We start from the raw sequence: 26,896 nt of genomic DNA, 5'->3' as shown, positions 1-26,896 counted from the left end.
CGCGCACACCGACCACCAGCACACACCGACCACCAGCACACGAAGACTGAGAGCACCGGGATGGCTGACCAGACCCACGTCCTGTTCGTCGAGGACGACGACGTCATCCGCGAGGCCACCCAGCTCGCCCTGGAGCGGGTCGGCTTCGCGGTCACCGCCATGCCCGACGGGCTGTCCGGCCTGGAGGCGTTCCGGGCCGACCGCCCCGACATCGCGCTGCTGGACGTCATGGTGCCGGGCCTGGACGGGGTCAGCCTGTGCCGTCGTATCCGCGACGAGTCCACCGTGCCGGTGATCATGCTCTCCGCACGTGCCGACTCCATCGACGTCGTCCTCGGCCTGGAGGCGGGCGCCGACGACTATGTGACCAAGCCGTTCGACGGTGCCGTCCTGGTCGCCCGGATCCGCGCGGTGCTGCGCCGCTTCGGGCACGCGGCCGGCGGGGCCGCGCAGCCGGCGGATCCCGGTACGGAGGTGAACGGCGGCCTGCTGACCTTCGGCGACCTGGAGATCGACACCGAGGGCATGGAGGTGCGCCGGGCCGGGCGGACGGTCGCGCTCACCCCGACCGAGATGCGGCTGCTGCTGGAGTTCTCCTCGGCGCCGGGCACCGTGCTCTCCCGCGACAAGCTGCTGGAGCGCGTGTGGGACTACGGCTGGGGCGGGGACACCCGGGTCGTCGACGTCCATGTGCAGCGGCTGCGCCAGAAGATCGGCCAGGACCGGATCGAGACGGTCCGCGGCTTCGGCTACAAGTTGAAGGCCTGAGCGGGGCGGCATGATGCGGGGGATACTTCGGCACCCGGTCCGCAGCATGGAGCGCGCGGGCCTGCACACCGGGCTGAGATGGAAGCTCAGCGCGGCGATCGCTCTGGTCGCCGGGCTGGTGGCGATCGCACTGAGCCTGGTCGTGCACAACGCGGCGCGCGTCTCGATGCTGGACAACGCGCGCGACCTGGCCAACGAGCGGGTGCAGATCGCGCAGCGCAACTACGAGCTGTCCGGGCGCCCGAACTTCCCCAACATCAAGATCGACGACCCCGAGCTGCCGCCCGCGCTGCGCGAGAAGGTCGAGGGGGGCCGCCGGGCCAGCGACGTCTCGGAGCACCCCGGTTCGTCCCCGGACATCTGGGCGGCCGTACCGGCCAAGGACGGCCATGTGCTGTCCCTGCACAGCCACTTCCCGAACCGCAGCGCGGACGTGATGCGGGACCTCGACCAGGCCCTCGTCATCGGCTCCATCGCGGTCGTACTGGGCGGCAGCGCGCTCGGCGTGCTGATCGGCGGGCAGCTGTCGCGCCGGCTGCGCAAGGCGGCGGCAGCCGCGAACCAGGTCGCCAACGGCGAGACCGAGGTCCGGGTGCGGGAGGCCATCGGCGGGGTCGTACGGGACGAGACCGACGATCTCGCGCGCGCCGTCGACGCCATGGCGGACGCGCTGCAACAGCGCCTGGAGGCCGAGCGGCGGGTCACCGCCGACATCGCGCACGAACTGCGCACCCCGGTGACAGGCCTGCTCACGGCCGCGGAACTCCTGCCCCCCGGCCGCCCCACGGAACTGGTCCTGGACCGGGCGAAGGCGATGCGCACCCTGGTCGAGGACGTGCTGGAGGTCGCCCGCCTCGACAGCGCCTCCGAGCGGGCCGAGCTGCAGGACCTCATGCTGGGCGAGTTCGTCGCCCGGCGCGTCGCCGCCAAGGACCCGGACATCGACGTACGGGTGGTGCACGAGTCGGAGGTCACCACCGACCCGCGCCGCCTGGAGCGCGTGCTGTTCAACCTGCTCGCCAACGCCGCCCGGCACGGCAAGCCGCCCATAGAGGTCACCGTCGAGGGCCGGGTCATCCGGGTCCGCGACCACGGCCCCGGCTTCCCCGAGGAGCTGCTGGCCGAGGGCCCGAGCCGCTTCCGCACCGGCAGCAAGGACCGCTCCGGGCAGGGCCACGGCCTGGGCCTGACCATCGCGGCCGGCCAGGCCCGCGTCCTCGGCGCCCGCCTCACCTTCCGCAACATCCGCCCCGCCGGCACCCCCGACCACCTCCCCGCCGAGGGCGCGGTGGCCGTGCTCTGGCTCCCCGAACACGCCCCGACGGACACCGGCAGCTACCCGATACTGCCGCTGTCCGCGGACATCGGCTGAAACCAGGGACACCGGCTGAAAAAGCCGAAGACCCCCGGGGCGGACACCGACCGGGGGCCTTCAGTTCGGTTCAGGTGCGGCTCAGACCGCCTCGACCACCTGCATCGGAGCGACGTCCGCGCCGTCCTCCGACGGCTTCTGGGGCCCGCTGCGCAGCGGGACCTCCTTCACGAACAGCGCCGCGGCCAGGACCGACACCGCGATCACCGCGCCGAGCAGGAACGCCGAGTGCGTACCGGCTGACACCGCGTGCTGGTAGGCGTCCCGGATCTGCGGCGGCAGCTTGGCCAGGTGGGCCGCGTCCAGCTGGGCCGACTTCTCGGTGATGCCCTTGCCCATCGTGCCGGCCCGCTCGGCCATGACGTCCTTGACCCGGTTGTTGAACAGCGCGCCCATGATGGCCACACCGAAGGAGGAGCCGAGCGTACGGAACAGGGTGGCCGAGGAGGACGCCACGCCCATGTCCTTCATCTCCACGCTGTTCTGCGCGACCAGCATGGTGACCTGCATCAGGCAGCCCATGCCGGCGCCCAGCACGGCCATGTAGAGACCGGACGTGAAGCGGGTGGTCCCGGTGTCCATCAGCGACAGCAGGTACGCGCCCCCGATCATCAGGGCGCCGCCGACGATCGGGAACACCTTGTAGCGGCCGGTGCCGGTGGTGACGCGCCCGGCGATCATCGAGGTGACGAGCATCGCGCCGAGCATCGGCAGGAGCAGCAGACCCGAGTTGGTGGCGGACGCGCCCTGCACGGACTGCTGGTACAGCGGCAGGAACAGCGTGGCGCCGAACATCACGAAGCCGGTCATGAAGCCGATGACGGACATCAGGGTGAAGTTGCGGCTGCGGAAGATGTGCAGCGGCAGCACCGGCTCCACGGCCTTGGTCTGCCAGAACACGAACCCGACCAGCGAGGCCACGCCGATGCTGATCAGCTCCATGATCCGCGCGGACGTCCAGGCGTACTCGCTGCCGCCCCAGGTGGTGACCAGCACGATCGAGGTGATGCCGAGGGTCAGCAGCGCGGCGCCCAGGTAGTCGACGCGCGCCTTGGAGCGCTTCTTCGGCAGCTGGAGCACCACGGTGACCAGCGCGAGCGCGACCACGCCGAGCGGCAGGTTGATGTAGAAGGCCCAGCGCCAGCCCCAGTTGTCGGTGATGGTGCCGCCGACCAGCGGGCCGCCGATCATGGCGAGCGCCATGACACCGGCCATCAGACCCTGGAACTTGCCGCGCTCGCGGGGCGGGACCAGGTCACCGATGATCGCCATCACGCCGACCATCAGACCGCCGGCGCCGAGACCCTGCACGGCCCGGAAGCCGATGAGCTGGCCCATGTTCTGCGCCATGCCGCTCAGCGCCGAACCGACCAGGAAGATCACAATGGAGGTGAGGAAGGCGCCCTTGCGCCCGTACATGTCACCGATCTTGCCCCAGAGCGGGGTGGAGGCCGCGGTGGCCAGGGTGTAGCCGGTGACCACCCAGGACAGGTGCTCCAGGCCGCCCAGCTCGCCGACGATCGTCGGCATCGCCGTGCCCACGATCATGTTGTCGAGCATCGCGAGCATCATCGCGATCATGAGCGCGAGCACGACGACCCGTACGCTCCGGGGCTTCTTCTCGCCCATGTCCCGGCCCGTGCCCTTGGGTTCTGCCACGTGCGCGGCCCTGGGCTCCTCGGCCTCGGGGGCGCTTTCCGCCGCGCCCGTCAGCGTGTCCGCCATTTTCGACTCCCCCCGCAGCGCCACTTACTTGACGCCCGGCTAGTTGACTACACTTGGGACGGTAGACCTGTAACTAGCCGGGCGTCAAGTAAGTATTTTCGGGGCGTCAAGCGCATTACCTCGGGGGGCGAGGAGTACGAGAATGAGCGGCACCATGGACGGCATCAAGCAGCAGCGACGCGGCAACACGCGTCAGCGCATCCAGGACGTCGCGCTCGAACTCTTCGCCGAGCAGGGGTACGAGAAGACCTCGCTGCGCGAGATCGCCGAGCGCCTCGACGTCACCAAGGCGGCCCTGTACTACCACTTCAAGACCAAGGAAGAGATCGTCGTCAGCCTCTTCGAGGATCTGACCGGACCGATCGAGGCCGTGATCGAGTGGGGCCGGCACCAGCCGCACACGCTGGAGGCCAAGCAGGAGATCATCCGGCGCTACAGCAAGGCCCTGACGGGCGCCGAGCCGCTCTTCCGGTTCATGCAGGAGAACCAGGCGACGGTGCGGGAACTGCGCATCGGCGACACCTTCAAGGATCTGGTGCGCCGCCTGAGGGACATCATCATCGAGCCCGGGGCCCCCCTCGTCGAACAGGTCCGCTTCGTCAGCGCCATCTTCACGATGCACGCGGGGATGTTCGTGATGCAGGACATCGAAGGCGACCCCGAGAAGCGGCGCGAGGCCGTTCTCGAAGTCGCCGTGGACCTCGTCACGCAGGCGTACGAGGGCGCCCACAAGGACCGTTAGTCCGCAAGGACTGCCGGATCACCTGGGTCAGACCTTCACGCCCTGGGCGCGCATGAAGGCGACCGGGTCGACCGCGGAGCCGTAGTCGGGCGTCTTGCGGATCTCGAAGTGCAGGTGCGGGCCGGTGGAGTTGCCGGTGCTGCCGGACAGCGCGATGTGCTGGCCGGTCTTCACGACCTGGCCGATCCGGATGTCGACCCGGGACAGGTGCGCGTACTGCGAGTAGATGCCGTTCCCGTGCTTGATGACGATGGCATTGCCGTACGCGGGGCCGTCGCCGGCGCCGTTGGGGCCGGCCTTGACGACGGTGCCGCCGTGCGCGGCGACGACCTCGGTGCCGGTCGGGACGGCGAAGTCCTGGCCGCTGTGCTTGTGGATCCAGTGGCTGCCGGCCTGGTCGAAGCCCGCGGAGAGCGTGTACTTCTTCACCGGGTCGACCCAGGCGGTGGAGGACGGCGCGGCAGCGCTCGCGATCCCGGTTCCCACCACGGCCGTGGCCCCGACTCCGGCGGCCAGGACGGCCACGCGGGTGGAGAGCGAGGACGTACGGGAAGAGCGGGACGTGAAGCGCTTGAACATGGAGACCTCATGGGTTCGGGGACAGATCGGCCACCTGGCGTAAAGAAGTTCGCCGCGGTGGCCATCCCTTGGTAACCCAGCCCCCCGTCCGCGCCCAACCCCCCTCATTTACGGCACCCGGTAGTAGATGACCACGGAACCAGGGGCGGACATCTGCGCAAATGCACCACTATCAAGGGTCGTAACGGACATATCGCCTGTGCGCCATATCACCTGCACCGCAAACCTCAGCGCGCATAAATGTGACGCACACCCCTGTCCACCTACCGTTCAGTAACCTTACGGTTCCCTTCACGCCACCATCGCCTCAGATCATGCGCCTGACAAGCAGGCACGTGTACGACGTGAGAGGACCCCCCACCGATGACCACACGCCCCTGGGCGCTCCGCATATCCGCGACCGCCGTCTCCGTGGCCGCCCTGGCCGCGATGGCCGCCCCGGCCCAGGCCGCGACGGCGGACAGCACCGCCGCGAAGGTCGACTACGCCACCTGGCAGAAGGACTGCACGGCGGTCATGAACCAGGCGCTGCCGTACCTCAAGGAGCGCATCGAGGACGCCAAGCCCGGCGAGAAGCAGGCGATCGTCTTCGACATCGACAACACCACCTTGGAGACCGACTTCGGCTTCAGCTACCCGCAGCCGGCCAACAAGCCCGTGCTGGACGTCGCCAAGTACGCCCAGGAGCACGGGGTCTCGATCTTCTTCGTCACGGCCCGCCCGGGGATCATCTACTGGCCCACCGAGTACAACCTCGAGTACGACGGCTACGACGTCTCCGGTCTCTACGTCCGCGGCCTGTTCGACCTCTTCAAGGACGTCGCCGCCTACAAGACCGCCCAGCGCGTCGACATCGAGAACAAGGGCTACACGATCATCGCGAACATCGGCAACAGCGCCACCGACCTCTCCGGTGGCCACGCCGAGAAGACGTTCAAGCTGCCGGACTACAACGGGCAGTTGTCCTGACGCACGGCTGAATCCGCAGGTTAGGCTCCATCCATTCGCCGGACTCACGGGGGTGGACGGATGGAGCCGACCGTACTGGGCAGCAAGCTGGCGTCCAGCCTGATCGGGCCGCTGGTCAAGAAGCTGTTCGTGGCCGACGGGCCGGGCGCGGGGCTGGTCGACAAGCCGGTGCGGCTGTCCGCGCTGGTGTCCTTCCGGGGCGAGAAGCGGACGCTGGGCGAGAAGGACGTACGCAAGCTCGCGAGCCGGCTCGTCGCTCAGGCCATGGCCTCCCCGGGCGCGCCGCCGTTCCCTCCCGACGAGGAGACGGCCGTCACCGACACCCTGACCGGCCGGCTGCTCGCCCTGGGCGACCTGGACATGGACGACGTACAGGCCGTACACCTGGGCAGCCACGAACTCGCCCAGCAGCTGCACCGCCACGCCCCGCCCCCGGACGGCCTGTCCGCCGACGCCTGCGTCTTCCTCGACTCCGCGACGCAGTGGGCGTGCCTGCACATCCTGGAGTTCTTCACCCGCCGGTCCACGTTCGTGGCCCGGACCCTGGTCGAACAGACCCGGATCCAACGGGAACTGATCGCCCGAGTCGACGAGTTGATCGCCCGCGTCCCGCGCCCCGACGCCCGCGACACCGCCTTCGAACGCCGCTACCTGCCCTACGTGGCCGACCGGCACAACCACATCACCATCTACGGCATCGACCTGCGCGACTCCCCCGACCGCTGGCCCCTCGAAGTCGCCTACCTCAGCCTGGAGGCGACCCCGGCCGAGGAACCCGTACCGGACGCGGCACCCGACGAGCGTCCGCCCGCCCCCGCGGGCCGGCTGCCCGCCGAGGAGGCGCTGCTCACCGACTCCCGCGTGCTGCTGCGCGGCGACGCGGGCTCCGGCAAGACGACCCTGGTCCAGTGGCTGGCGGTCACTGCGGCCGGTGACGGCGACCGTGTTCCCTTCGTCCTCCCCCTGCGCACCCTCATCCGCACGGGCCAACTGCCGCCGCCCGCCGACTTCCTGAGGGCGGTGGGCTGCCCGCTCGCCCCGCCGGAGGGCTGGGCCGACCGCGTGCTGACGGCGGGCCGCGGCCTGGTCCTGGTGGACGGCCTGGACGAGATCCCGGCCGCCGACCGCCACCGCACCCGCGACTGGCTGCGCGCGCTGCTCGCGGCCTACCCCGGCAACCACTGGCTGCTGACCTCCCGCCCGACGGCCGTACGCCCCGACTGGCTGGCCGAGGAGGGCTTCCGGGAGCTGTCCCTGGCCCCGATGCGGCGCGCGGAGGTGGCGACGTTCGTGCACCGCTGGCACACGGCGGCCCAGGCAGCGGAGTACGAGGGTCCCCTCCTCGACTCCCTGCGCACCAAACGCGATCTGGCCCGGCTCGCCACCAACCCCCTGATGTGCGGCCTGATCTGCGCCCTGCACCGCGAACGCCGCGGCTATCTCCCCACGGGCCGCAAGGAGTTGTACGACGCCGCTCTCACGATGCTCCTCGCCCGCCGGGACCGGGAGCGGGGCATGACCGTCCCGGAACTCGGCGAGGAGGCCCAGCTGGAGCTGCTGCAACGCCTCGCGTACGCCCTGGTGTTGAGCGGCCGTACCGAGATGGACCTGGCCACGGCCGAGGGGATCGTGGAGCGCTGCCTGCCGACGGTGGCGTCGGCGGCGGGACAGGGCGACGCGGGCGCCGTTCTACGGGTCCTGATGCTCCGCAGCGGCCTGCTCCGCCAACCGGCCGAGGGAGTCGTGGACTTCGTCCACCGCACGTTCCAGGACTACCTGGGCGCGCGGTACGCCGTCGAGGAAGGCCACCTGGACGTCCTCCTGAGCCATGCGGACGACACCCAGTGGGAGGACGTCATCCGCATGGCAGTGGCCCACGCCCGGCCGCGTGAACGCGCCTCGCTGCTACGGCAGCTGCTGGACCGGGACACCTCTCGCCTGACCTTGCTGGCGCTGGCCTGCCTGGAGCATGCGGCTGCGTTGGAGCCCGGGGTACGGGCTGAGGTCGAGGCGCGGGCGGGGGCGCTGATACCGCCGCGCACGACGGAGGACGCGCGGGCACTGGCAGAGGCGGGACCGCTGGTGCTGGAGCTGCTGCCGGGGCCGGACGGGTTGTCCGAGGAGGAGGCGCGGGGGGTGACGGTGACCGCCTCGCTCCTCGGGGAGACGGAACCGGAGGGGGCGCTGGCGGTGCTCCGCCGGTTCCGGGAACATCCGGACCTGGATGTGCGACGGCAGCTGGTGGGGACCTGGCGCCGGTTCGGCAGTGCGGAGTACGCGGCCGAGGTATTGGACCACCTGGACCGGGAGGGCCTTCTCATAGAGTGCGAGTCGGCCGAACAGCGCGTATGCCTCGCCGGGATGCACCCCTGGACCCAGGTCTCCTTCCGTGGCCCCCACCGCGTCAAAGACATCCTGGCCTCCCTGCCCGCCCCCGAGGAGGTGACAGCCCTTGACCTGAGGAACAACCCCGATCTCACCGATCTGTCCGCCCTACTGCCCTTCGGCTCCCTCCGCCAGTTGTGGCTGAGTGAATGCCCCATGGCAAAGGGTCTGGAGCAGCTGTCAGCCCTGTCACTCGACGGTCTCTGGATCGGCTCTGTCGCCGACATGACGGGGATGCGGTCGCTGCGCTCGCTGACTCGCCTCTCCGTAAGCCAGGAGCTGCCGGGCACCGGCCTCGCCGACTCGCTCCCGGTCGAAGCACCACTGGAATTCCTCTTTCTGGGCCACGACAGCACCATCAGCACAGGGCTGCGCGAGTTGCGGCACTGGAGCACGCTGCAGAAGCTCAGCCTCGGGCCGCTGACCACGGGACTCACGGTCGCCGACTGGCAGGAGGTGACCGCCCTGCCCGAGTTGGACCACCTGTATCTGAACGCATCGATCATCCAGGACTTCCCGGACTCCATTGAGCTGATGCCCGAACTCCCCGGCATCGAGACACTCCGGGTCGCCGCGATGCACGGCGCCGAGGACCTCTCCGCCCTGGTCCCCCGGCTGCCTGGGCTGCGCTCGGTGATCCTGACCAACCGGCCCGGGAGCCGGTTCCCCGACTCCCGTTTCGCCGCCCTCTTCCCCCACGCGGAAGTCACCCTGGAACCGCGCTGAAAACGCCGAAAGGGGCCGGCGCCCAAAAGGCACCGGCCCCTTTCACTCGGCCAATTCGCCGAAGGCCTACGCGTCCTTGCTCAGGTTGGGCCCAGCCCCACCCGCGGCCTGCTCGATCGGCGGGACGTCCGGCAGTGCGGACTTCTCCTCACCCCGGAAGGTGAACGTGGCGGAGTCGCCCTCGCCCTCGGTGTCCACGACCACGATGTGACCGGGACGCAGCTCGCCGAAGAGGATCTTCTCGGAGAGCGAGTCCTCGATCTCGCGCTGGATCGTGCGACGCAGCGGACGCGCGCCCAGCACCGGGTCGTAGCCCTTCTTGGCCAGCAGCTCCTTGGCGGACTGGGACAGTTCGATGCCCATGTCCCGGTCCTTCAGGCGCTCGTCCACCTTGCTGATCATCAGGTCGACGATCCGCAGGATGTCCGCCTGCGTCAGCTGCGGGAAGACGACCACGTCGTCGACGCGGTTGAGGAACTCGGGCCGGAAGTGCTGCTTCAGCTCGTCCTGGACCTTGTTCTTCATGCGCTCGTAGTTGGTCTTCGTGTCACCCGAGGCCGCGAAGCCCAGGTTGAAGCCCTTGGAGATGTCCCGGGTGCCGAGGTTGGTCGTCATGATGATGACCGTGTTCTTGAAGTCCACGACCCGGCCCTGGGAGTCGGTCAGGCGACCGTCCTCCAGGATCTGCAGCAGCGAGTTGAAGATGTCCGGGTGCGCCTTCTCGACCTCGTCGAAGAGGACGACGGAGAACGGCTTGCGGCGGACCTTCTCGGTCAGCTGGCCGCCCTCTTCGTAGCCCACGTAGCCGGGGGGCGAACCGAAGAGACGCGAGACCGTGTGCTTCTCGCTGAACTCCGACATGTCGAGGGAGATCAGCGCGTCCTCGTCACCGAAGAGGAACTCGGCGAGCGCCTTGGACAGCTCGGTCTTACCGACACCGGACGGGCCGGCGAAGATGAACGAACCACCCGGACGCTTCGGGTCCTTCAGGCCCGCGCGCGTACGGCGGATCGCCTTCGACAGCGCCTTGACGGCGTCGACCTGGCCGATGACCCGCTTGTGCAGCTCCTCCTCCATGCGCAGCAGGCGGGAGGACTCCTCCTCGGTCAGCTTGAAGACCGGGATGCCGGTGGCCGTGGCGAGGACCTCGGCGATCAGCTCGCCGTCGACCTCGGCGACGACGTCCATGTCGCCGGCCTTCCACTCCTTCTCCCGCTTCGCCTTGGCGGCCAGGAGCTGCTTCTCCTTGTCGCGCAGGGAGGCGGCCTTCTCGAAGTCCTGCGAGTCGATCGCGGACTCCTTGTCCCGGCGGACGGCGGCGATCTTCTCGTCGAACTCGCGCAGGTCCGGCGGAGCGGTCATCCGGCGGATGCGCATCCGGGAACCGGCCTCGTCGATCAGGTCGATCGCCTTGTCCGGCAGGAAGCGGTCCGAGATGTAGCGGTCGGCCAGGGTGGCGGCCTGGACCAGGGCCTCGTCCGTGATGGAGACGCGGTGGTGCGCCTCGTACCGGTCGCGCAGGCCCTTGAGGATCTCGATCGTGTGCGGCAGGGACGGCTCGGCGACCTGGATGGGCTGGAAGCGGCGCTCCAGGGCCGCGTCCTTCTCCAGGTGCTTGCGGTACTCGTCCAGCGTGGTCGCACCGATGGTCTGGAGTTCGCCGCGGGCCAGCATCGGCTTCAGGATGCTCGCCGCGTCGATGGCGCCCTCGGCGGCACCCGCACCGACCAGCGTGTGGAGCTCGTCGATGAACAGGATGATGTCGCCGCGGGTACGGATTTCCTTGAGCACCTTCTTCAGGCGCTCCTCGAAGTCACCGCGGTAGCGGGAGCCGGCGACCAGGGCACCGAGGTCGAGGGTGTAGAGGTGCTTGTCCTTGAGGGTCTCGGGCACCTCGCCCTTGACGATGGCCTGGGCGAGGCCCTCGACGACGGCGGTCTTGCCGACGCCGGGCTCACCGATCAGCACCGGGTTGTTCTTGGTACGGCGGGACAGCACCTGCATGACCCGCTCGATCTCCTTCTCGCGCCCGATGACCGGGTCGAGCTTGGACTCACGAGCCGCCTGGGTGAGGTTCCGGCCGAACTGGTCCAGGACGAGGGAGGTCGAGGGCGTGCCCTCGGCCGGCCCGCCGGCCGTGGCGGTCTCCTTGCCCTGGTAACCGGAGAGCAGCTGGATGACCTGCTGCCGCACCCGGTTGAGGTCTGCGCCCAGCTTGACCAGGACCTGGGCGGCGACGCCCTCGCCCTCACGGATCAGGCCGAGCAGGATGTGCTCCGTGCCGATGTAGTTGTGGCCCAGCTGAAGGGCCTCGCGGAGCGACAGCTCCAGGACCTTCTTGGCACGGGGAGTGAAGGGGATGTGCCCGGACGGGGCCTGCTGGCCCTGGCCGATGATCTCCTCCACCTGCTGGCGGACCGCCTCAAGCGAAATGCCGAGGCTCTCCAGGGCCTTAGCGGCGACACCTTCACCCTCGTGGATGAGACCCAGGAGGATGTGCTCGGTGCCGATGTAGTTGTGGTTGAGCATCCGGGCTTCTTCCTGAGCCAGGACGACAACCCGCCGCGCGCGGTCGGTGAACCTCTCGAACATCGTTAATCGCTCCTCAGAGCGGTCAGGCAGTGGGGGGAACTTCCCCTCCCTGTCCTTCCGCAGCTTAGTCCCGCAAGCGGGGACCGCTCATTCCAACTGCCGACACCGTCCTTGGCCTCCTGACCCCGAACGCCGACATCTGCTCCAACCCGATGGTGCGAGACGATGTTCCCGCAGGCCAGGCAGTTATCCCACTCACCAGTACGCCGATGGCGAACGTGAGACGGCCGTCCCTGCGTGTCGCCCCCTCCCACTAGGCATGTCTTACCCGCTGGGACTGACACTCCATGCGGCGCGCACTGGTTCCCTCCGCTATGGGCGAACAACCTTGCGCCTCCCCTGGGCCCCACGCGCCCCCCACTTGGGCACGGTGCGCATCTACATGCGCACCCAGCGTAACTCGATGGCGTCTTCACCTGTTGCACTTGTCATGGTTGGCTCGGTCCCCCTCCCCCGGCAGCCGCTCGGCACTCCCGGCCCGCCGGACGGCCCGGACACCGTGGTCCGGCGCTGGGCCGCGGCCCGGCTCTGGTACGAGAACGATCTGGGCTGGACGATCGTGCCCGGACCGCCCGGACAGCCGTTCTGGCTGGTCACGGGGGTGCGGTTCGATGTCCTCGATGTGCCGGCCGAGGCGGGCGCCGGGGCGCTGCGGCACCTCGCGCCGGGCTCTCCGGTGGCCCTGTACGGCGACCGGATGCGGCTGCTGGTGGCCGCGGGCAGCGCGGAGGAGCTGCCGGGGCTGCTGGACTGGCTGGAGTGGAGCGCGCTGGCGCTCGATCTGCGGGTCCTGGGCGCCGGCGGCCTGATGGAGGCTCCGGCCCCGCCCGGCCCGCTCTCGCCCGGCCTGCTCCCGCCCGGCCCGGCCTTCACCGGGTCCGAGGCTCCGTTCCCGGGGCGCTCGGCCGCCGGGGACCGCGCCGAGTCCGTGCAGGGGGCCGCCGTATGGCTGCGGCCCCCTGAGCCGGGGTGCGCGGCCGAGGCCTCGCTGCCGGCACTGTCGGCGCTGGGGGGTGTGGGGCGCGTGGGTAGCGCCCCCGATCTGGTGCGACTGGTGGACACGGTGGCAGCGCAGTGTCACCGGGTCCGGTTGCGGCGCGCCTGCGCCGGGTCGTCCGCCGGTCGGCGAAATCAGCCGTTGGCCTTCTCGTAAGCCTCGCGGATGGACGCGGGAACACGGCCACGGTCATTGACCTCAAGGCCGTTCTCCTTGGCCCAGGCGCGGATCGCCGCAGTGTCCTGGCTGCCCGCGGAAGCGGCACGCGCCTTTCCACGCCCGCCGGCGGCACGGCCTCCGGTACGACGGCCACCCTTCACATAGGCCTCGAGAAGGCCACGCAGCTTGTCCGCATTGGCGGTCGTGAGATCGATCTCGTACGTCTTGCCGTCCAGTGCGAACGTGACGGTCTCGTCCGCCTCGCCGCCGTCGAGGTCGTCGACAAGAAGGACCTGAACCTTCTGTGCCACGGCATTTCCTTTCATCGATAACGTGAGGACCAGGTGGTACGGCGTCCGCCCGTTTCGCCGCCCCCTGTTATATGCAGTACTGCAGTACGTCGGAAAGCAAACCGCTTTTGCCGGAAAAACACAAACCCCCGGGAGAGACCCCGGGGACCGGCCCCGCCCGGAAACATGCGCGTTTCGGACATAGGGAACCGGGGCAATGACGATCACAGATGCAGAAGCATCCGGCTGTTGCCCAAGGTGTTCGGTTTCACTCGTTCGAGACCGAGGAACTCGGCGACGCCCTCGTCATAGGAACGCAAGAGCTCGGCGTACACATCGGTGTCGACCGGAGTCTCCCCGATCTCCACGAAGCCGTGCTTCCCGAAGAAGTCCACTTCGAAGGTCAGGCAGAAAACCCGGCGCACGCCGAGCCAACGCGCGGTCTGCAGCAACTTCTCCAACAACTGGTGGCCGACACCGGCGCCCCTGAGGCCGGGCTTCACCGCCAGAGTGCGGACTTCCGCGAGGTCTTCCCACATGACGTGCAGCGCGCCGCAGCCGACCACCTCGGCGTTGTCGTCGCGTTCCGCGACCCAGAACTCCTGGATGTCCTCGTAAAGCGTGACCGTGGCTTTGTCGAGCAGGATGCGGCCGCGGGCGTAGGCGTCGAGGAGGTCGCGCACCGCCGGGACATCACCGGTCCGGGCCCGCCGGACAGTGATGGCTTTTGCGGAGACTTCGGGTTGCTCTGCTGACATGAGCGGACGCTATCGCCCGGAGGTCTCCCCCGCCGAGCCGGGGTTCTCCTCTTGCGGGGCTTCCCCGGCTTCCCGGGCTTCCGGCGCTTCACGGGTTTCCGGTGCCTGGAGTTCCGGTACCTGGACGATCCGTACGGCGTCGCTGAGCGCCTGGCGCTGTTCCTCGCTCATCATCCCGAAGAAGGCGACGAGAGCGGCTGCCGGGTTGTCGCTCTGCGACCACGCGTCGTTCATCAGAGCGGCCGCGTAGGCGGCTCGTGTCGACACGGCTTCATATCGATAGGCCCGCCCTTCCGCCTCCCGGCGGACCCAGCCCTTCTGATGGAGATTGTCCAAAACGGTCATCACGGTGGTGTACGCGATGGAGCGTTCCTGCTGAAGGTCTTCCAGGACTTCTCGAACGGTCACCGGGCGGTTCCACTTCCACACCCGCGTCATGACCGCGTCTTCGAGTTCTCCCAATGGGCGAGGCACAACTCAGAACAATAGTGGGAGTTCAGGGCAATGGCGTGCCAGACGTGCACTAAGGCGACAAACAGGAACAAAAAGGTCAGGCGCCGCCAGGTCAGGCGTCGCCGCCGGCGGAGGCCTGGCGCGTGCTCTCCGCGCGCGCGAGGGCGGCGTCGACGGCCGCGTCCTCCTTGGCCTTGGCGACGCCGCCCTGGGTCTTCACGATCACCCGGACCAGACCGATGAAGAACACGGCCATGACGACCGGGGGAACGAGCGCGGAGACATAGTCCATGCCTCCAGAGTAGCCACGCGGGAACGGGCGAAAGGGGCGGGGTGGGTGAGTGCGGGAGACGGCTGCTCAGCCCGCTGCTCAGCCCGCCGCCAGCTGCCGCGTCTCGGCCGGCGGGGCCGGCGGCGCCGGACGCGTGGGCGGCTTGCGGCGCGGGAAGACCTCGCCCGGGGTCGGGATGGGGCGCTTGGGGCGCTCCGGTCCGGTGGCCGGGGGTTCGGCGGGGCGCCGCGGCGGGGTCTGCCCGGGCTTGCGCCCGGGCTCCTGTGCGGGGTTCTGCGCGGGTTTCTCCGACTCCTCGGCCTGTTCCGCCAGGGGCCCGGCCACGCCGCCCGGAAGGGCCAGCAGGCGGGTCCTGGAGGGCGGTACGGCGGGGGCGGGGGCCGTGCGCGCGCCCTGGGCGAAGCGAGCCCGTACGTCCTGCTCGGCGAGCGCCTGGCAGCGGTCCAGCAGGGCGGCGGCCAGGGGGTTCCCGCGCAGGGCGCGCAACGCGGCGAGGTCGTCCGGCGTCGGCCGGTGCCCGGCGCCCAGCGCCTCCTCCAGGAGGTCGAGGTAGCCGGCGGCGGTGCCCGGCAGGGCGGCGCGATAGCGGCCGAGGTCGGCCACCAGGAAGGCGCGCAGCCGGGCGCCCTCGCGCATCGCCTCGTCGAGCGACTCGGCGAGGCGGAAGCAGTCCTGGACGTCCTCGGCGGACGCTGGGCCGGGGTGAAGGGCGAGGGCGAGGGCGAGGCGGAGCACACGCAGCTCCTCCGCGCCGAACGCCACGCCGCCGCGGGATCCGTATGGCGTGGGCATGCGGCGACGCTATCGCTAATCGGACAAAAGTGATGGATCGGGCAGTTGTGTCGTCGCGTGTCGCCACGGCTTTCCCCCGACCGGGGCCACCCGCCCGCCCGGCAGGCGGGTCACCCGCGGGTCACATGCGGGACATGTTGCGCTCGTACACCAGGCGCAGCCCGATCAGCGTCAGCCACGGCTGGTGCTCGTCGATCACCGAGGACTCCCCCAGCACCATCGGCGCGAGCCCGCCCGTGGCGATCACCGTCACGTCGTCCGGATCGTCGGCCAGCTCCCGCGCCATCCGGCCGACCACCCCGTCGACCTGCCCGGCGAAGCCGTACACGATGCCCGCCTGCATGGCCTCGACCGTGTTCTTGCCGATCACGTGGCGCGGCCGGGCCACCTCGATCTTCCGCAGCTGGGCGCCCTTGACACCGAGCGCCTCCACGGAGATCTCGATGCCGGGCGCGATGACCCCGCCGACGTACTCCCCGCGCGCGGAGACCGCGTCGAACGTCGTCGCCGTACCGAAGTCCACGACGATCGCCGGGCCGCCGTACAGGTCGACGGCGGCGACCGCGTTGATGATCCGGTCCGCGCCGACTTCCTTGGGGTTGTCGGTGAGGATCGGCACGCCCGTCTTCACCCCCGGCTCGACCAGCACAGCGGGCACGTCGCCGTAGTACCTGCGGGTGACCTCGCGCAGCTCGTGCAGGACCGACGGCACGGTCGCGCAGATCGCGATGCCGTCGATGCCGTCGCCCAGTTCCTCGCCGAGCAGCGGGTGCATGCCCATCAGGCCCTGGAGCAGCACCGCCAGTTCGTCGGCGGTGCGGCGGGCGTCCGTGGAGATGCGCCAGTGCTCCACGATGTCCTCGCCGTCGAACAGGCCGAGGACGGTGTGCGTGTTGCCGACGTCGATCGTGAGGAGCATGGCCCTTACTCCGACTCGCGCAGGTCCAGGCCGATGTCCAGGATCGGCGAGGAGTGGGTGAGGGCGCCGACGGCCAGGAAGTCCACGCCGGTCTCGGCGTACGCGCGCGCGTTGTCGAGGGTGAGCCGGCCGGAGGCCTCCAGCAGGGCCCGTCCGCCGGTGATCGCGACGGCCTCCTCGCACTCCCCTGGCGTGAAGTTGTCCAGCAGGACCAGGTCGGCGCCCGCGTCGACGACCTCCCGCAGCTGGTGCAGGGTGTCGACCTCGACCTCGATCGCCAGCTCCGGGAACGCCTCCCGTACGGCCTTGAAGGCCTGCGCGACGCCGCCGGCGGCGACCACGTGGTTGTCCTTCACCAGGGCCGCGTCCGAGAGCGACATGCGGTGGTTGACGCCGCCGCCGCAGCGCACCGCGAACTTCTCCAGGGACCGGAGGCCCGGGGTGGTCTTGCGGGTGTCGCGGACCCGGGCGCGGCTGCCCTCCAGGATGTCCGCCCACGCGCGCGTGGCGGTCGCGATGCCGGACAGGCGGCACAGGATGTTCAGCGCGCTGCGCTCGGCGGTGAGCAGGTCGCGGGTGCGCGTGGTGACCGACAGCAGCTTCTGTCCGGCCTCGACGCGGTCGCCGTCCTCGACGTGCCGCTCGACCTCGAACTCGTCGGTGCAGACCACGGAGAGCACGGCCTCGGCGACCCGGAGGCCGGCCACCACGCCCGCCTCGCGCGCGGTGAAGTCGCCGGTGGCCACCGCGTCCTCGGAGATGGTGGCGACGGTCGTCACGTCGACGCCGCCGTCCAGGTCCTCCTGGATGGCCACGTTGGCGATGTCCTCGACCTCGACGGGGTCGAGTCCGGCCTCGGCCAGGAGCTGGGCGAGCGCGGGGTCGAGACCGCACTCCAGATACTCCTCGTCGCCCTCCGCGCCACAGGCGCAGCCGTCGCCGCAGCCGCCGGTCGGGACGAGGGGAAGGTCGTCGGTGCTCACGTCTGTCACTGCTCCTGGGGGCGCTGGTGGTTCCTGGTAGGGGGGAAGTCTGCGGTGTCCGTGGTGCGTACGGCCAGCGACCGGTCCGGATTCAGCCGTACGACGATGTGGCGCCGCCAGTCGGTGTCGTCGCGCTCGGCGCGGTCCTCGCGCCAGTGGCAGCCGCGGGTCTCCTCGCGCAGCCGGGCGGCGGCGACCAGGACGCGGGCCACGCACAGGAGGTTGGTGGCCTCCCAGGTGTCGACGCCGGGCTCGGCGGTCTTGCCGTTCTCCTCCAGCGCGTCACGGGCCTCGGTGCGCAGCCGCTGGAGCTGGTCGGCGGCCTTCTCCAGCGACTGGGCCGAGCGCAGCACGCCGGCGCCCTCGGTCATGATCCGCTGGATGGCGAACCGGGCCTCGGGGGCCTGCAGCGGGTGCTCGGGCTGCTCGGGGTACGGCACCGGCGCGGGCACGCGCGCGTCAAAGCCGTTCTCCGCGTGGACCCGGGCGATGTCGGCGGCGATGCGCTCGGCGTAGACGAGGCCTTCGAGGAGGGAGTTGGAGGCGAGCCGGTTGGCGCCGTGCACGCCGGTGCAGGCGACCTCGCCACACGCGTACAGGCCGGGGACGGTCGTGCGCCCCCGCGCGTCGGTGCGGACGCCGCCGGAGGCGTAGTGGGCGGCCGGGGCGATCGGGATGGGCTCGGTGAGCGGGTCGATGCCGTTGGCGCGGCAGGCGGCCAGGATGGTGGGGAAGCGGTGCTCCCACATCTCGGCGCCGAAGTGCCGGGCGTCGAGGTACATGTGCTCGGCGCCCTGTTCCAGCATCCGCCGCAGGATGCCCTTGGCGACGATGTCGCGCGGCGCCAGCTCGGCCAGCTCGTGCTGGCCCACCATGAAGCGCACGCCGTCGCCGTCGACCAGGTGGGCGCCCTCGCCGCGCACCGCTTCGGAGACGAGCGGTTGCTGCCCCTCGGCGTCCGGGCCGAGGAACAGCACGGTCGGGTGGAACTGCACGAACTCCAGGTCGGAGACCTCCGCGCCCGCGCGCAGCGCCAGCGCCACGCCGTCGCCGGTGGACACGGACGGGTTGGTGGTCGCCGAGAACACCTGGCCCATGCCGCCGGTCGCGAGCACCACCGCGGGCGCGTGCACGGCGCCCACGCCGTCGTGCTGGCCCTCGCCCATCACGTGCAGCGTGACGCCCGCTGTACGACCCTCGGCGTCGGTCAGCAGGTCCAGCACGAGCGCGTTCTCGATCGTGCGCAGCCCACGCGCGTGTACGGCCTCCACGAGTGCCCGGGAGACCTCCGCGCCGGTCGCGTCGCCGCCCGCGTGCGCGATCCGGCGCCGGTGGTGGCCGCCCTCGCGGGTGAGGTGGATGTCGCCCTCGTCGTCGGTGTCGAAGTGCGCGCCGGTGGAGATCAGCCGCCGTACCGCGCCGGGCCCCTCGGTCACGAGGATCCGTACGGCCTCCTCGTCGCACAGGCCCGCGCCGGCCACCAGGGTGTCGTCGAGGTGCTGTTCGGGTGTGTCGCCCTCGCCGAGGGCGGCGGCGATGCCGCCCTGCGCCCAGCGCGTGGAGCCGTCGTCCAGGCGGGCCTTGGTGACGACGACGGTCGTCAGGCCCGCGGCCTCGCAGCGCAGGGCCGCGGTCAGGCCGGCCACTCCGGAGCCGACGACGACCACGTCCGCGGAGATGGACCACCCGGGTTCGGGTGCGTGCAGTCGTATGCCTGTGCTGGTCACGAGGCGGCTCCGAGGGTTCCGAAGGTGAGCGGGAGGTTGTCGATCAGCCGGGTCGTGCCGACCCGGGCGGCGAGGGCGAGCACGGCCTCGCCGGTGAAGTCGTCGCCGATCTCGGTGAAGTCGGACGGGTCGACCAGGGCGAGGTAGTCCAGGCTCAGCGGCGGGTCGAGGCGGGCGGCCTCGTCCAGCACCTGCCGGGCGGCAGCGCGGACGGCCGCCGGGAAGCCGGGCGCCGAGGCGGCCACGGCATGCGCGTCGGCCGCCGCGCGGGACTCCCCTATGGCGCTCAGCGCCTCGGCACGCGCGCGCGTGGAGGGCACTTCGCGGGCCCGCGCGCGCAGCGCCTCCTGCGCGGCGTGCCGGTCGCGGCCCGCGAACAGCGCGCGGGACAGGGCGAGCGCGGTGCGGCGCTCGTCGGGCGAGAGGTAGCGGTTGCGGCTGGAGAGGGCGAGCCCGTCCTGCTCGCGCACGGTCGGCACGCCGACGATCTCCACGCCGAAGTTCAGGTCCCGCACCATGCGCCGGATCAGGGCCAGCTGCTGGGCGTCCTTCTGCCCGAACAGGGCCACGTCGGGCCGGGTGAGGTGCAGCAGCTTGGCGACGACGGTGAGCATGCCGTCGAAGTGGCCGGGCCGCGCGGCACCCTCCAGGCGCTCGCCCATGGGGCCCGCGGAGATGCGCACCTGGGGTTCGCCGCCCGGGTAGACCTCGTCCACGGAGGGTGCGAACACGGCGTCGGCGCCGGACTGTTCGGCGAGCTTCAGGTCGGCTTCGAGGGTGCGCGGGTAGCGGTCCAGGTCCTCGCCCGCGCCGAACTGGAGCGGGTTGACGAAGACGGTGACGACGACCTCTCCGTCCGGACCGGCGATCTCGCGCGCGCCGCGGATCAGGGTGGCGTGGCCCTCGTGCAGGGCGCCCATGGTCATCACGACGGCCCGGCGGCCGGTGCGCACGCGCGCGTGCAGCTCTTCGGCGGTGCTCAGCAGGGCGGTGGTCATCAGGCGTTCCCCTCGGTGCCGTTCGTGCCGCCGGTTCCGCCGGTGCGGGCGCTCTGGTCGGCGAGCACGCCGAGCAGGTCCTCGGCGAGTTCCGGCTTCAGCAGGCCGTGTGCGAGGGCCCGGTCGGCGGTGGCGCGGGCCATCGCGACGTAGCCCGCGACGGTCTGCGGTGCGTGCTTGCGCAGCTCGGTGACGTGCGCGGCGACCGTGCCGGCGTCCCCGCGCGCGACGGGCCCGGTGAGGGCCGCGTCGCCGGAGCGCAGGGCGTTGTCCAGGGCGGCGCCGAGCAGCGGGCCGAGCATCCGGTCGGGCGCCTCGACGCCGGCCGTGCGCAGCAGCTCCATGGACTGGGCGACGAGGGTCACCAGGTGGTTGGCGCCGAGCGCGAGGGCCGCGTGGTAGAGCGGGCGGTTCTCCTCGCTGATCCACTCGGGCTCCCCGCCCATCTCGATGACCAGGGCCTCGGCGGCCAGCCGCAGCTCCTCCGGCGCGGTGACCCCGAAGGAGCAGCCGGCCAGGCGCTGGACGTCCACGGGGGTGCCGGTGAAGGTCATCGCCGGGTGCAGGGCCAGCGGCAGCGCGCCCGCGCGCAGGGCCGGGTCGAGGACCCGGGCGCCGTAGCGGCCGGAGGTGTGCACGAGCAGCTGTCCCGGGCGTACGGCCCCGGTCTCGGCGAGCCCGGCGACGAGCCCCGGCAGGGCGTCGTCGGGGACCGTGAGCAGCACCAGGTCGGCGCGCTGGAGGACCTCGGCGGGCGGCACGACCGGCACGTCGGGGAGCAGGGTCGCGGCCCGCCTGCGGGAGGCGTCGGAGACCGCGGAGACGGCCACCGGGCGATGCCCGGCGAGCTGGAGGGACGCGGCCAGCGCGGGGCCCACGCGTCCGGCGCCGACGACGCCGACGGTGAGCCGCGCGGGGCGGTCCTTGAGGTCTGGCTGGTGGACTGTACTCACGCGCGGTGGCCTTCCCGTTCCAGTCCGCTCTGGGTACCGGACGATTTCTCGTCATGTTAACGCTATCCGGTCCGGCGGCAGCCGTCTGTCCACAGGCTGTGGGTTTCCCCACGTCCGCTTCACCGGGTCGCCGCGTCTGCGTCACCGGGCCGCCGCGCGGAAATTCCCGGTGCCCCCGCCGGTCCGGCACGGCATGATCCACGGCATGACGGACACGGCTGAGCAGGGCACGGGGCAGGACGAGGGACGATCGGCGCGGGAGCGGCTGCGGGAGCGCCGCGCGAACGCCCGGCGGCAGGCGGGGCGCAGGTTGTCCCGCGCGGGGTGGAGCGGCACGATCCGCGAACGCCTCGCCCATCTGATGGACGCGGCGCCCGGGGTGTACGACCTGGACGAGCCGGCGGACATCTACGGCGACCGGATCGTGGCCGCCCTGGAGGAGCGCGTCGCCGCGCTGCTCGGCACGGAGGCCGCCGCGTTCTTCCCGACCGGCACGATGGCCCAGCAGGTGGCCCTGCGCTGCTGGGCGGCCCGCACGGGCAACCCCACCGTGGCCCTGCACGCCCTGTCCCACCCCGAGGTCCACGAACGCCATGCGTTCAGCCAGGTCAGCCGTCTGCGCCCGGTCCGCGTGACCAGCGAGCCCAGGCTGCCCACCGCCGAGGAGATACGCGACTTCGAGGAGCCCTTCGGGGCACTGATGCTGGAACTGCCCCTCAGGGACGCCGGTTTCGTGCTGCCCACCTGGGAGGAGCTGACCGGGGTCGTCGAGGCAGCGCGGGAGCGCGACGCGGTGGTGCACTTCGACGGCGCGCGCCTGTGGGAGACCACCGAGCACTTCGGCCGCCCCCTGGACGAGATCGCGAGCCTGGCCGACAGCGTCTACGTGTCGTTCTACAAGTCCCTCGGCGGCTTCGGCGGCGCCGCGCTCGCCGGCCCGAAGTCGCTGGTCGAGGAGGCGAAGACCTGGCGGCACCGGTACGGCGGCATGGTCTTCCAGCAGTTCCCGACCGCCCTGTCCGCGTTCGTCGGCCTGGAGCAGGAGCTGCCCCGGCTGCCGGAGTACGTGCGGCACGCGCGCGTGGTGGCCGCCGCGCTGCGCGAGGGGTTCGCCGAGACCGGGGTGGCGTGGGCGCGCGTGCACCCCGAGGTGCCGCACACCCACGAGTTCCAGCTCTGGCTGCCGTACGAGGCCGAGGTGCTCGCCGAGGCGGCCGTACGCCAGGCCGAGGAGACCTCGGTGATGCTCTTCGCGGACGCCTGGGACGCCAAGGGGCCCGGCATGGCGGTCACCGAGGTCGTCGTCCGCGCGGCGGGCCTGGAGTGGACGGCCGACGATGTCCGCGCGGCCGTGCGGGACTTCGTCGACCGCCTGCCGGACAAGGCCTGGCCGAGTCCCGTGGATTGACGGCTGCTGTCAATCCACAGGGGCGCTGTCAGTGGCCGGGTGCACCATGGGGGTCATGAGCGTGACCATCGACATCACGGGGCTGGCCGCCGATGGGGGTGCCTCCGGCTCGGGCGAAGCCGAGAGGTGGGGGAGGGTTTCGGTTGTGCCCTCTCCGCTGGCGGAGCTGGGCCGGGCTCTGCACGCGCTCAGCGAACCCGGCCACCACCCGGAGCTCCAGGGCTGGGTGACCGCCGTCTCCAGCCGGCTGGACCCGTCCCTGGCCGACCGGTTGTGCGAGGCGGACTTCCTGTGGCGTACGACGTTCTCCGACGTGTTCGCCCCGTTCGCCGGGATCCCCGGCCGCCGCGCGGTCCCGGGTGCCACGCTCGCCGACGAGCTGGACCTGCTGGACAAGTTGACGGACGGGCAGTTCGTCAACGCCGCGCTGGAGTTCATCTGCCAGCCCCGCTACTACCTCCGGGAGAAGGGCCCCCTGGAGGATCCGGAGCTGCGAAGGCACTCCCTGGACATGGCCGCCGCGCGCGGTGCCGTCCAGGAGCGGTTCACCCGCCGCCTGCTGGACGACCCGCCGGCCGTCCGCGCCTGGTTCCGGCAGCTGGTGCTCGACTGCGAGGAGGCCTTCTTCGCCGACACCTGGGCCCGGGTCCAGCCCCAACTCGCCGCCGACGCCCGGCACAAGACCGAACTGCTGCGCCGCAAGGGGCTCGCCGAGGCCCTCGCGGCGCTCTCCGGCGCCGTCTCGCTGGACGAGGAGGCCGGCCTCATCTCCGTCGACAAGCTCCTGGTGGGCCACACCGTCACCGGCGACGGCGGCCTGGTCCTGGTGCCGACCAGCCTCGGCTCGCCCCATGTGCTGGTCCTGCACCGGTACGGCTGGCAGCCCGTGATCAGCTACCCCGTCAAGCCCTCGCGCCCGCAGGCGCCGTCCGTCGAGCAGCTCACCCGCCGTCTGGAGGCGCTGGCCCACCCGGCACGGCTGCGGCTGTGCCGCGATCTGGCCCGCGGCCCGCACAGCACGACCGAACTGGCCGACGCGCACGGTGTGTCGGCCCCGGAGATATCCCGGCACCTGGCGGTGCTGAAGAAGGCCGACCTGATCACCAGCTGCCGCCAGGGCCGGTACGTCCGGCACCAGCTGGACCTGTCCGCCGTGGCCCGGCTGGGCAGCGACTTCATCGAGGGCGTCCTGCGCTGAGCGGACCGCCTCGGGCAGCGCCGCCGGGGCTCAGCCGAGGCTGCCGCCCGCGCGCACCAGCCCGGTCTCGTACGCCAGCACCACCACCTGCACCCGGTCCCGCAGACCGAGCTTGGTGAGGATGCGGCCCACGTGGGTCTTCACGGTCGCCTCGGACAGCACCAGGCGGGCCGCGATCTCCCCGTTGGACAGGCCCTGCGCGACCAGCACCATGACCTCGCGCTCCCGGTCGGTGAGCCGCTCCAGCTGCTGGTGCCGGGGTTCCTTGGTCGTGGAGGGCAGCATGGGCGCGAAACGGTCCAGCAGCCGCCGGGTCGTGGAGGGCGCGACGACCGCGTCGCCGCTGTGCACCGCGCGGATGGCGGTCAGCAGCTCGCCGGGCGGCACGTCCTTGAGCATGAATCCGGAGGCGCCCGCCTTCAGCCCGGAGAAGGCGTACTCGTCCAGGTCGAAGGTGGTCAGGATCAGCACCTTCGGCGGGTCGGACTCCATGCAGATCCGCCGGGTGGTCTCCACGCCGTCCAGCTTCGGCATGCGCACGTCCATCAGGACGACGTCGACGGCGGTGGAGCGCAGCTCCTGAAGGGCCTCGACGCCGTCGCCCGCCTCCGCGACGACCTCCATGTCCGGCTGGGCGGCGAGCACCATCCGGAACCCGGTGCGCAGCAGCGCCTGGTCGTCGACGAGCATCACGCGGATCGTCATCGGGTCCTCTTCTGTTTCGGTCGTTTCCGTATGGGACGTCAGTTGGGACGTCAGTGCGCCGGCTTGAGCGGCAGCAGCACGCTGATGCGGAAGCCTCCGCCCGGGCGGGGGCCGGCGTCCAGGGTGCCGCCGACCATGCCGACCCGCTCGCGCATGCCGATCAGGCCATGTCCCTGCCCGTCGGCGCCGCCCTCCTCGTACAGCTCGTGCGGGGCGCCCTTGCCGTCGTCCTCGACGAGCAGGCCGAGCCCGTCGTCGAAGTAGACCAGCCGGACGCTGGCGCCGGCGTCGGGCCCGCCGTGCTTGCGGGTGTTGGTGAGCGCCTCCTGCACGATCCGGTAGGCGGTCAGCTCCACTCCGCTGGGCAGCGGGCGCGGGGTGCCCTCGACCTTGAAGTCGACGGGCAGGCCGGAGTCGCGGCACTTCTCGATCAGCTCGTCGATCTGCTCGACGTCGGGCTGCGGGACGTACTCCCCGCTCTCCCGGTGCTCCCCGGTGCGCAGCACGCCCAGCAGGCGGCGCATCTCGGCGAGGGCCTGGCGGCCGGTGGAGGAGATCGTCTCCAGAGCCTTCTTCGCCTGGTCGGGGGCGGCGTCGAGGACGTAGGCGGCGCCGTCGGCCTGCACCACCATGACCGACACGTTGTGCGCGACGACGTCGTGCAGCTCGCGCGCGATCCGGGCGCGCTCGGCGGCGACCGCGACCTTGGCCTGCGCCTCGCGCTCCTTCTCCAGGCGGGCGGCGCGCTCCTCCAGCTGGGCGAAGTAGGCACGCCGGGTGCGCATGGAGTCGCCGAGCACCCAGGCCAGCGCGAAGGGCACCGTCTGGAACACGGCGAGGGCGGCGTGCCCGAGGAAGCTGCTGTGCTCGGCCGGCCAGCGGATCTGCGCGAGCGTCGCCGCGCCCAGGCTGGCGGCGAGGGCGATGCGGGAGGCCCAGCGCTCGCCGATCGCGGCGACCGTGTAGGTGATCACCAGCAGGGCGAAGTCGGCGACGGTCGTCTCGACGTCGAGGATCAGCTGGGCCAGGCCGGTCGCGAGGGCGAGCAGCAGCATCGGCTCCGGGAACCGGCGGCGCAGCGCGACGACGACGCACAGCACCGCGGACACGGCCACTCCCGTAACGATCGTCCCGTGGTGGCCGGGCGCCCCGTTCAGATTGACCACGCTCACGCCGGAGAGCCCGAGCAGGACGACGGCCCAGAAGGTGTCGAACCAGGTCGGGTGACGGCGGAGGAAGTCGTAAAGGCGCTGCACGTAACCCAGAGTAGGGAAAACAGCAGGGTGCGGGGGTCAACCGGAGGGCCGATCCATGCCCGGCGCACATACTCCGCAAGGTGGAGGAGGTGATCATCTGTACGCCTAATCTGTCCCGGTGACGGATGAGACAGCAGGGAAAGCGGAATCCGCTCCCCAGGGCGCGCGCGGCTGGCGGGAGGCGACCCGGGCGGCCCTGTACGGACCCGGCGGCTTCTACCGGCGCCCGGAGGGCCCGGCCGGTCACTTCCGTACGTCCGTGCATGCGTCCCCGCTGTTCGCGCGGGCCGTGGCCGGGCTGCTCTGCCGGGTGGACGAGGCGCTCGGGCGGCCCGCGGCGCTGGACTTCGTCGACATGGGGGCCGGGCGCGGTGAGCTGGTAACCGGAGTGCTCGCCGCCCTGCCGGCCGAGGTGGCCGCCCGCGCGCGCGGGTACGCCGTGGAGCTCGCCGACCCTCCGGCGGGCCTGGACGAGCGCATCACCTGGCTGAGCGAACCGCCGGACGCGGTCACCGGGCTGCTGTTCGCCAACGAGTGGCTGGACAACGTGCCCGTGGACGTCGCCGAAGCGGACGCGGCGGGCGTGCCCCGGCTGGTGCTCGTCGCGCAGGACGGCACCGAGCGGCTCGGCGAGCCCGTGACCGGCCCGGACGCGCACTGGCTGGCGCGCTGGTGGCCGCTGCCGGCGCGGGAGGGGCTGCGGGCGGAGCTCGGGCTGCCCCGGGACCTGGCGTGGGCGTCCGCGGTGGACCGGGTGGCGCGGGGGCTCGCGGTGGCCGTGGACTACGCGCACACCCGCGACACGCGCCCCCCGTTCGGGACGCTCACCGGCTTCCGGGAGGGGCGCGAGACGGCGCCCGTACCGGACGGGTCCTGCGACATCACGGCCCACGTCGCGCTGGACGCGTGCGCGACGGCGCCCACGGCGCGCACTCTCCCGGCCGCGCGCCTCCTCACACAACGCGAGGCCCTGCACGCCCTCGGTCTCACCGGCGCACGCCCCCCGCTCGCGCTGGCCTCCACGGACCCCTCGGCGTACGTGCGTGCCCTCGCGGGCGCGGGCGAGGCCGCCGAACTCACCGCACCGGGCGGCCTCGGCGACTTCGGCTGGCTGCTCCAGCCGGTGGGAATTCCGGACCCGCTCGCCTGA

Annotated in this window: 24 protein-coding genes; 9 read left to right on the top strand and 15 right to left on the bottom strand. The window is 71.4% G+C overall.

Features of this window, described 5'->3' with window-relative positions:
• The first annotated feature begins 60 nt into the window (after window positions 1-60).
• Together cseB and cseC are read left to right on the top strand one after the other, a co-directional pair.
• Window positions 61-768: a two-component system response regulator CseB gene (gene cseB / locus ACWD35_RS26090; RefSeq protein ID WP_451353714.1), complete on the top strand. Its 708-nt coding sequence runs from the start codon at window positions 61-63 to the stop codon at window positions 766-768.
• Between the two features lie 13 nt (window positions 769-781).
• Window positions 782-2,140 (top strand): two-component system sensor histidine kinase CseC, encoded by a 1,359-nt coding sequence (gene cseC / locus ACWD35_RS26085; RefSeq protein WP_451353713.1) that lies wholly within the window; start codon window positions 782-784, stop codon window positions 2,138-2,140.
• An 81-nt stretch (window positions 2,141-2,221) separates the two neighbouring features.
• Here cseC and ACWD35_RS26080 read toward each other — a convergent pair whose 3' ends face one another.
• Window positions 2,222-3,769: an MDR family MFS transporter gene (locus ACWD35_RS26080; protein ID WP_451353748.1), complete on the bottom strand. Its 1,548-nt coding sequence runs from the start codon at window positions 3,767-3,769 to the stop codon at window positions 2,222-2,224.
• A 238-nt stretch (window positions 3,770-4,007) separates the two neighbouring features.
• On the opposite strand from ACWD35_RS26080, the gene ACWD35_RS26075 reads away from it, so the two are divergent.
• Window positions 4,008-4,607 (top strand): TetR/AcrR family transcriptional regulator, encoded by a 600-nt coding sequence (locus tag ACWD35_RS26075; RefSeq protein ID WP_451353712.1) that lies wholly within the window; start codon window positions 4,008-4,010, stop codon window positions 4,605-4,607.
• A 27-nt stretch (window positions 4,608-4,634) separates the two neighbouring features.
• On the opposite strand, the gene ACWD35_RS26070 is transcribed toward ACWD35_RS26075, so the two are convergent.
• A complete protein-coding gene (locus ACWD35_RS26070) occupies window positions 4,635-5,186 on the bottom strand; it encodes a M23 family metallopeptidase (protein ID WP_451353711.1) in 552 nt (183 codons plus the stop codon).
• Window positions 5,187-5,549: 363 nt separating this feature from the next.
• Here ACWD35_RS26070 and ACWD35_RS26065 point away from each other — a divergent pair, with 363 nt between their 5' ends.
• Both ACWD35_RS26065 and ACWD35_RS26060 read left to right on the top strand, forming a co-directional pair.
• The gene (locus ACWD35_RS26065; RefSeq protein ID WP_451353710.1) at window positions 5,550-6,155 is read left to right on the top strand and encodes an HAD family acid phosphatase; all 606 of its coding nucleotides are present in this window, start codon (window positions 5,550-5,552) and stop codon (window positions 6,153-6,155) included.
• Between the two features lie 60 nt (window positions 6,156-6,215).
• Complete coding sequence (locus tag ACWD35_RS26060) at window positions 6,216-9,266, top strand: NACHT domain-containing protein (RefSeq protein ID WP_451353709.1); 3,051 nt, start codon at window positions 6,216-6,218, stop codon at window positions 9,264-9,266.
• A gap of 66 nt (window positions 9,267-9,332) precedes the next feature.
• Here ACWD35_RS26060 and ACWD35_RS26055 read toward each other — a convergent pair whose 3' ends face one another.
• Complete coding sequence (locus tag ACWD35_RS26055; RefSeq protein WP_451353708.1) at window positions 9,333-11,858, bottom strand: ATP-dependent Clp protease ATP-binding subunit; 2,526 nt, start codon at window positions 11,856-11,858, stop codon at window positions 9,333-9,335.
• 403 nt (window positions 11,859-12,261) lie between these two features.
• Here ACWD35_RS26055 and ACWD35_RS26050 point away from each other — a divergent pair, with 403 nt between their 5' ends.
• A complete protein-coding gene (locus ACWD35_RS26050) occupies window positions 12,262-13,011 on the top strand; it encodes an SCO3374 family protein (RefSeq protein WP_451353707.1) in 750 nt (249 codons plus the stop codon).
• On the opposite strand, the gene ACWD35_RS26045 is transcribed toward ACWD35_RS26050, so the two are convergent.
• From ACWD35_RS26045 to ACWD35_RS26000, 10 genes are all read right to left on the bottom strand, one after another.
• Window positions 12,990-13,325: a histone-like nucleoid-structuring protein Lsr2 gene (locus tag ACWD35_RS26045; protein ID WP_451353706.1), complete on the bottom strand. Its 336-nt coding sequence runs from the start codon at window positions 13,323-13,325 to the stop codon at window positions 12,990-12,992. The two genes, ACWD35_RS26050 and ACWD35_RS26045, sit on opposite strands and share 22 nt — an antisense overlap.
• A 203-nt stretch (window positions 13,326-13,528) precedes the next feature.
• Window positions 13,529-14,062: an amino-acid N-acetyltransferase gene (locus ACWD35_RS26040; RefSeq protein ID WP_451353705.1), complete on the bottom strand. Its 534-nt coding sequence runs from the start codon at window positions 14,060-14,062 to the stop codon at window positions 13,529-13,531.
• A gap of 9 nt (window positions 14,063-14,071) precedes the next feature.
• Entirely contained in the window at window positions 14,072-14,524 is a 453-nt protein-coding gene (locus ACWD35_RS26035; RefSeq protein ID WP_451353704.1) for a BlaI/MecI/CopY family transcriptional regulator, read from the bottom strand.
• A 103-nt stretch (window positions 14,525-14,627) separates the two neighbouring features.
• On the bottom strand, window positions 14,628-14,807 hold the full coding sequence (locus tag ACWD35_RS26030; protein ID WP_451353703.1) for a hypothetical protein: 180 nt from the start codon (window positions 14,805-14,807) through the stop codon (window positions 14,628-14,630).
• A 78-nt stretch (window positions 14,808-14,885) separates the two neighbouring features.
• Window positions 14,886-15,569: a hypothetical protein gene (locus tag ACWD35_RS26025; RefSeq protein ID WP_451353747.1), complete on the bottom strand. Its 684-nt coding sequence runs from the start codon at window positions 15,567-15,569 to the stop codon at window positions 14,886-14,888.
• 151 nt (window positions 15,570-15,720) lie between these two features.
• Window positions 15,721-16,518 carry a type III pantothenate kinase gene (locus tag ACWD35_RS26020; RefSeq protein WP_451353702.1) on the bottom strand — a complete coding sequence of 266 codons (798 nt, stop codon included), beginning with the start codon at window positions 16,516-16,518 and terminating at the stop codon, window positions 15,721-15,723.
• 5 nt (window positions 16,519-16,523) lie between these two features.
• Window positions 16,524-17,501, bottom strand: coding sequence for a carboxylating nicotinate-nucleotide diphosphorylase (nadC, locus tag ACWD35_RS26015; protein ID WP_451353701.1), 978 nt, complete (start codon window positions 17,499-17,501; stop codon window positions 16,524-16,526).
• A 5-nt stretch (window positions 17,502-17,506) separates the two neighbouring features.
• The gene (locus ACWD35_RS26010; RefSeq protein ID WP_451353700.1) at window positions 17,507-19,228 is read right to left on the bottom strand and encodes an L-aspartate oxidase; all 1,722 of its coding nucleotides are present in this window, start codon (window positions 19,226-19,228) and stop codon (window positions 17,507-17,509) included.
• Entirely contained in the window at window positions 19,225-20,226 is a 1,002-nt protein-coding gene (gene panC, locus ACWD35_RS26005; protein WP_451353699.1) for a pantoate--beta-alanine ligase, read from the bottom strand. Before panC ends, ACWD35_RS26010 begins: the two co-directional genes overlap by 4 nt.
• On the bottom strand, window positions 20,226-21,179 hold the full coding sequence (locus tag ACWD35_RS26000; protein ID WP_451353698.1) for a Rossmann-like and DUF2520 domain-containing protein: 954 nt from the start codon (window positions 21,177-21,179) through the stop codon (window positions 20,226-20,228). Before ACWD35_RS26000 ends, panC begins: the two co-directional genes overlap by 1 nt.
• 205 nt (window positions 21,180-21,384) lie before the next feature.
• On the opposite strand from ACWD35_RS26000, the gene ACWD35_RS25995 reads away from it, so the two are divergent.
• Window positions 21,385-22,587 carry a threonine aldolase family protein gene (locus ACWD35_RS25995; protein WP_451353697.1) on the top strand — a complete coding sequence of 401 codons (1,203 nt, stop codon included), beginning with the start codon at window positions 21,385-21,387 and terminating at the stop codon, window positions 22,585-22,587.
• 55 nt (window positions 22,588-22,642) lie between these two features.
• On the top strand, window positions 22,643-23,785 hold the full coding sequence (locus tag ACWD35_RS25990; protein WP_451353696.1) for a DUF5937 family protein: 1,143 nt from the start codon (window positions 22,643-22,645) through the stop codon (window positions 23,783-23,785).
• Between the two features lie 30 nt (window positions 23,786-23,815).
• Here ACWD35_RS25990 and ACWD35_RS25985 read toward each other — a convergent pair whose 3' ends face one another.
• Both ACWD35_RS25985 and ACWD35_RS25980 read right to left on the bottom strand, forming a co-directional pair.
• Window positions 23,816-24,490 (bottom strand): response regulator, encoded by a 675-nt coding sequence (locus ACWD35_RS25985; RefSeq protein ID WP_451353695.1) that lies wholly within the window; start codon window positions 24,488-24,490, stop codon window positions 23,816-23,818.
• Between the two features lie 50 nt (window positions 24,491-24,540).
• The gene (locus tag ACWD35_RS25980) at window positions 24,541-25,746 is read right to left on the bottom strand and encodes a sensor histidine kinase (protein ID WP_451353694.1); all 1,206 of its coding nucleotides are present in this window, start codon (window positions 25,744-25,746) and stop codon (window positions 24,541-24,543) included.
• A gap of 118 nt (window positions 25,747-25,864) precedes the next feature.
• Here ACWD35_RS25980 and ACWD35_RS25975 point away from each other — a divergent pair, with 118 nt between their 5' ends.
• Window positions 25,865-26,896: an SAM-dependent methyltransferase gene (locus tag ACWD35_RS25975; protein ID WP_451353693.1), complete on the top strand. Its 1,032-nt coding sequence runs from the start codon at window positions 25,865-25,867 to the stop codon at window positions 26,894-26,896.

Source organism: Streptomyces sp. NPDC002671, from assembly GCF_053592475.1.
The sequence above is the reverse complement of the archived record's forward strand: the minus strand, read 5'-3'. Positions and strand labels throughout refer to the sequence as shown.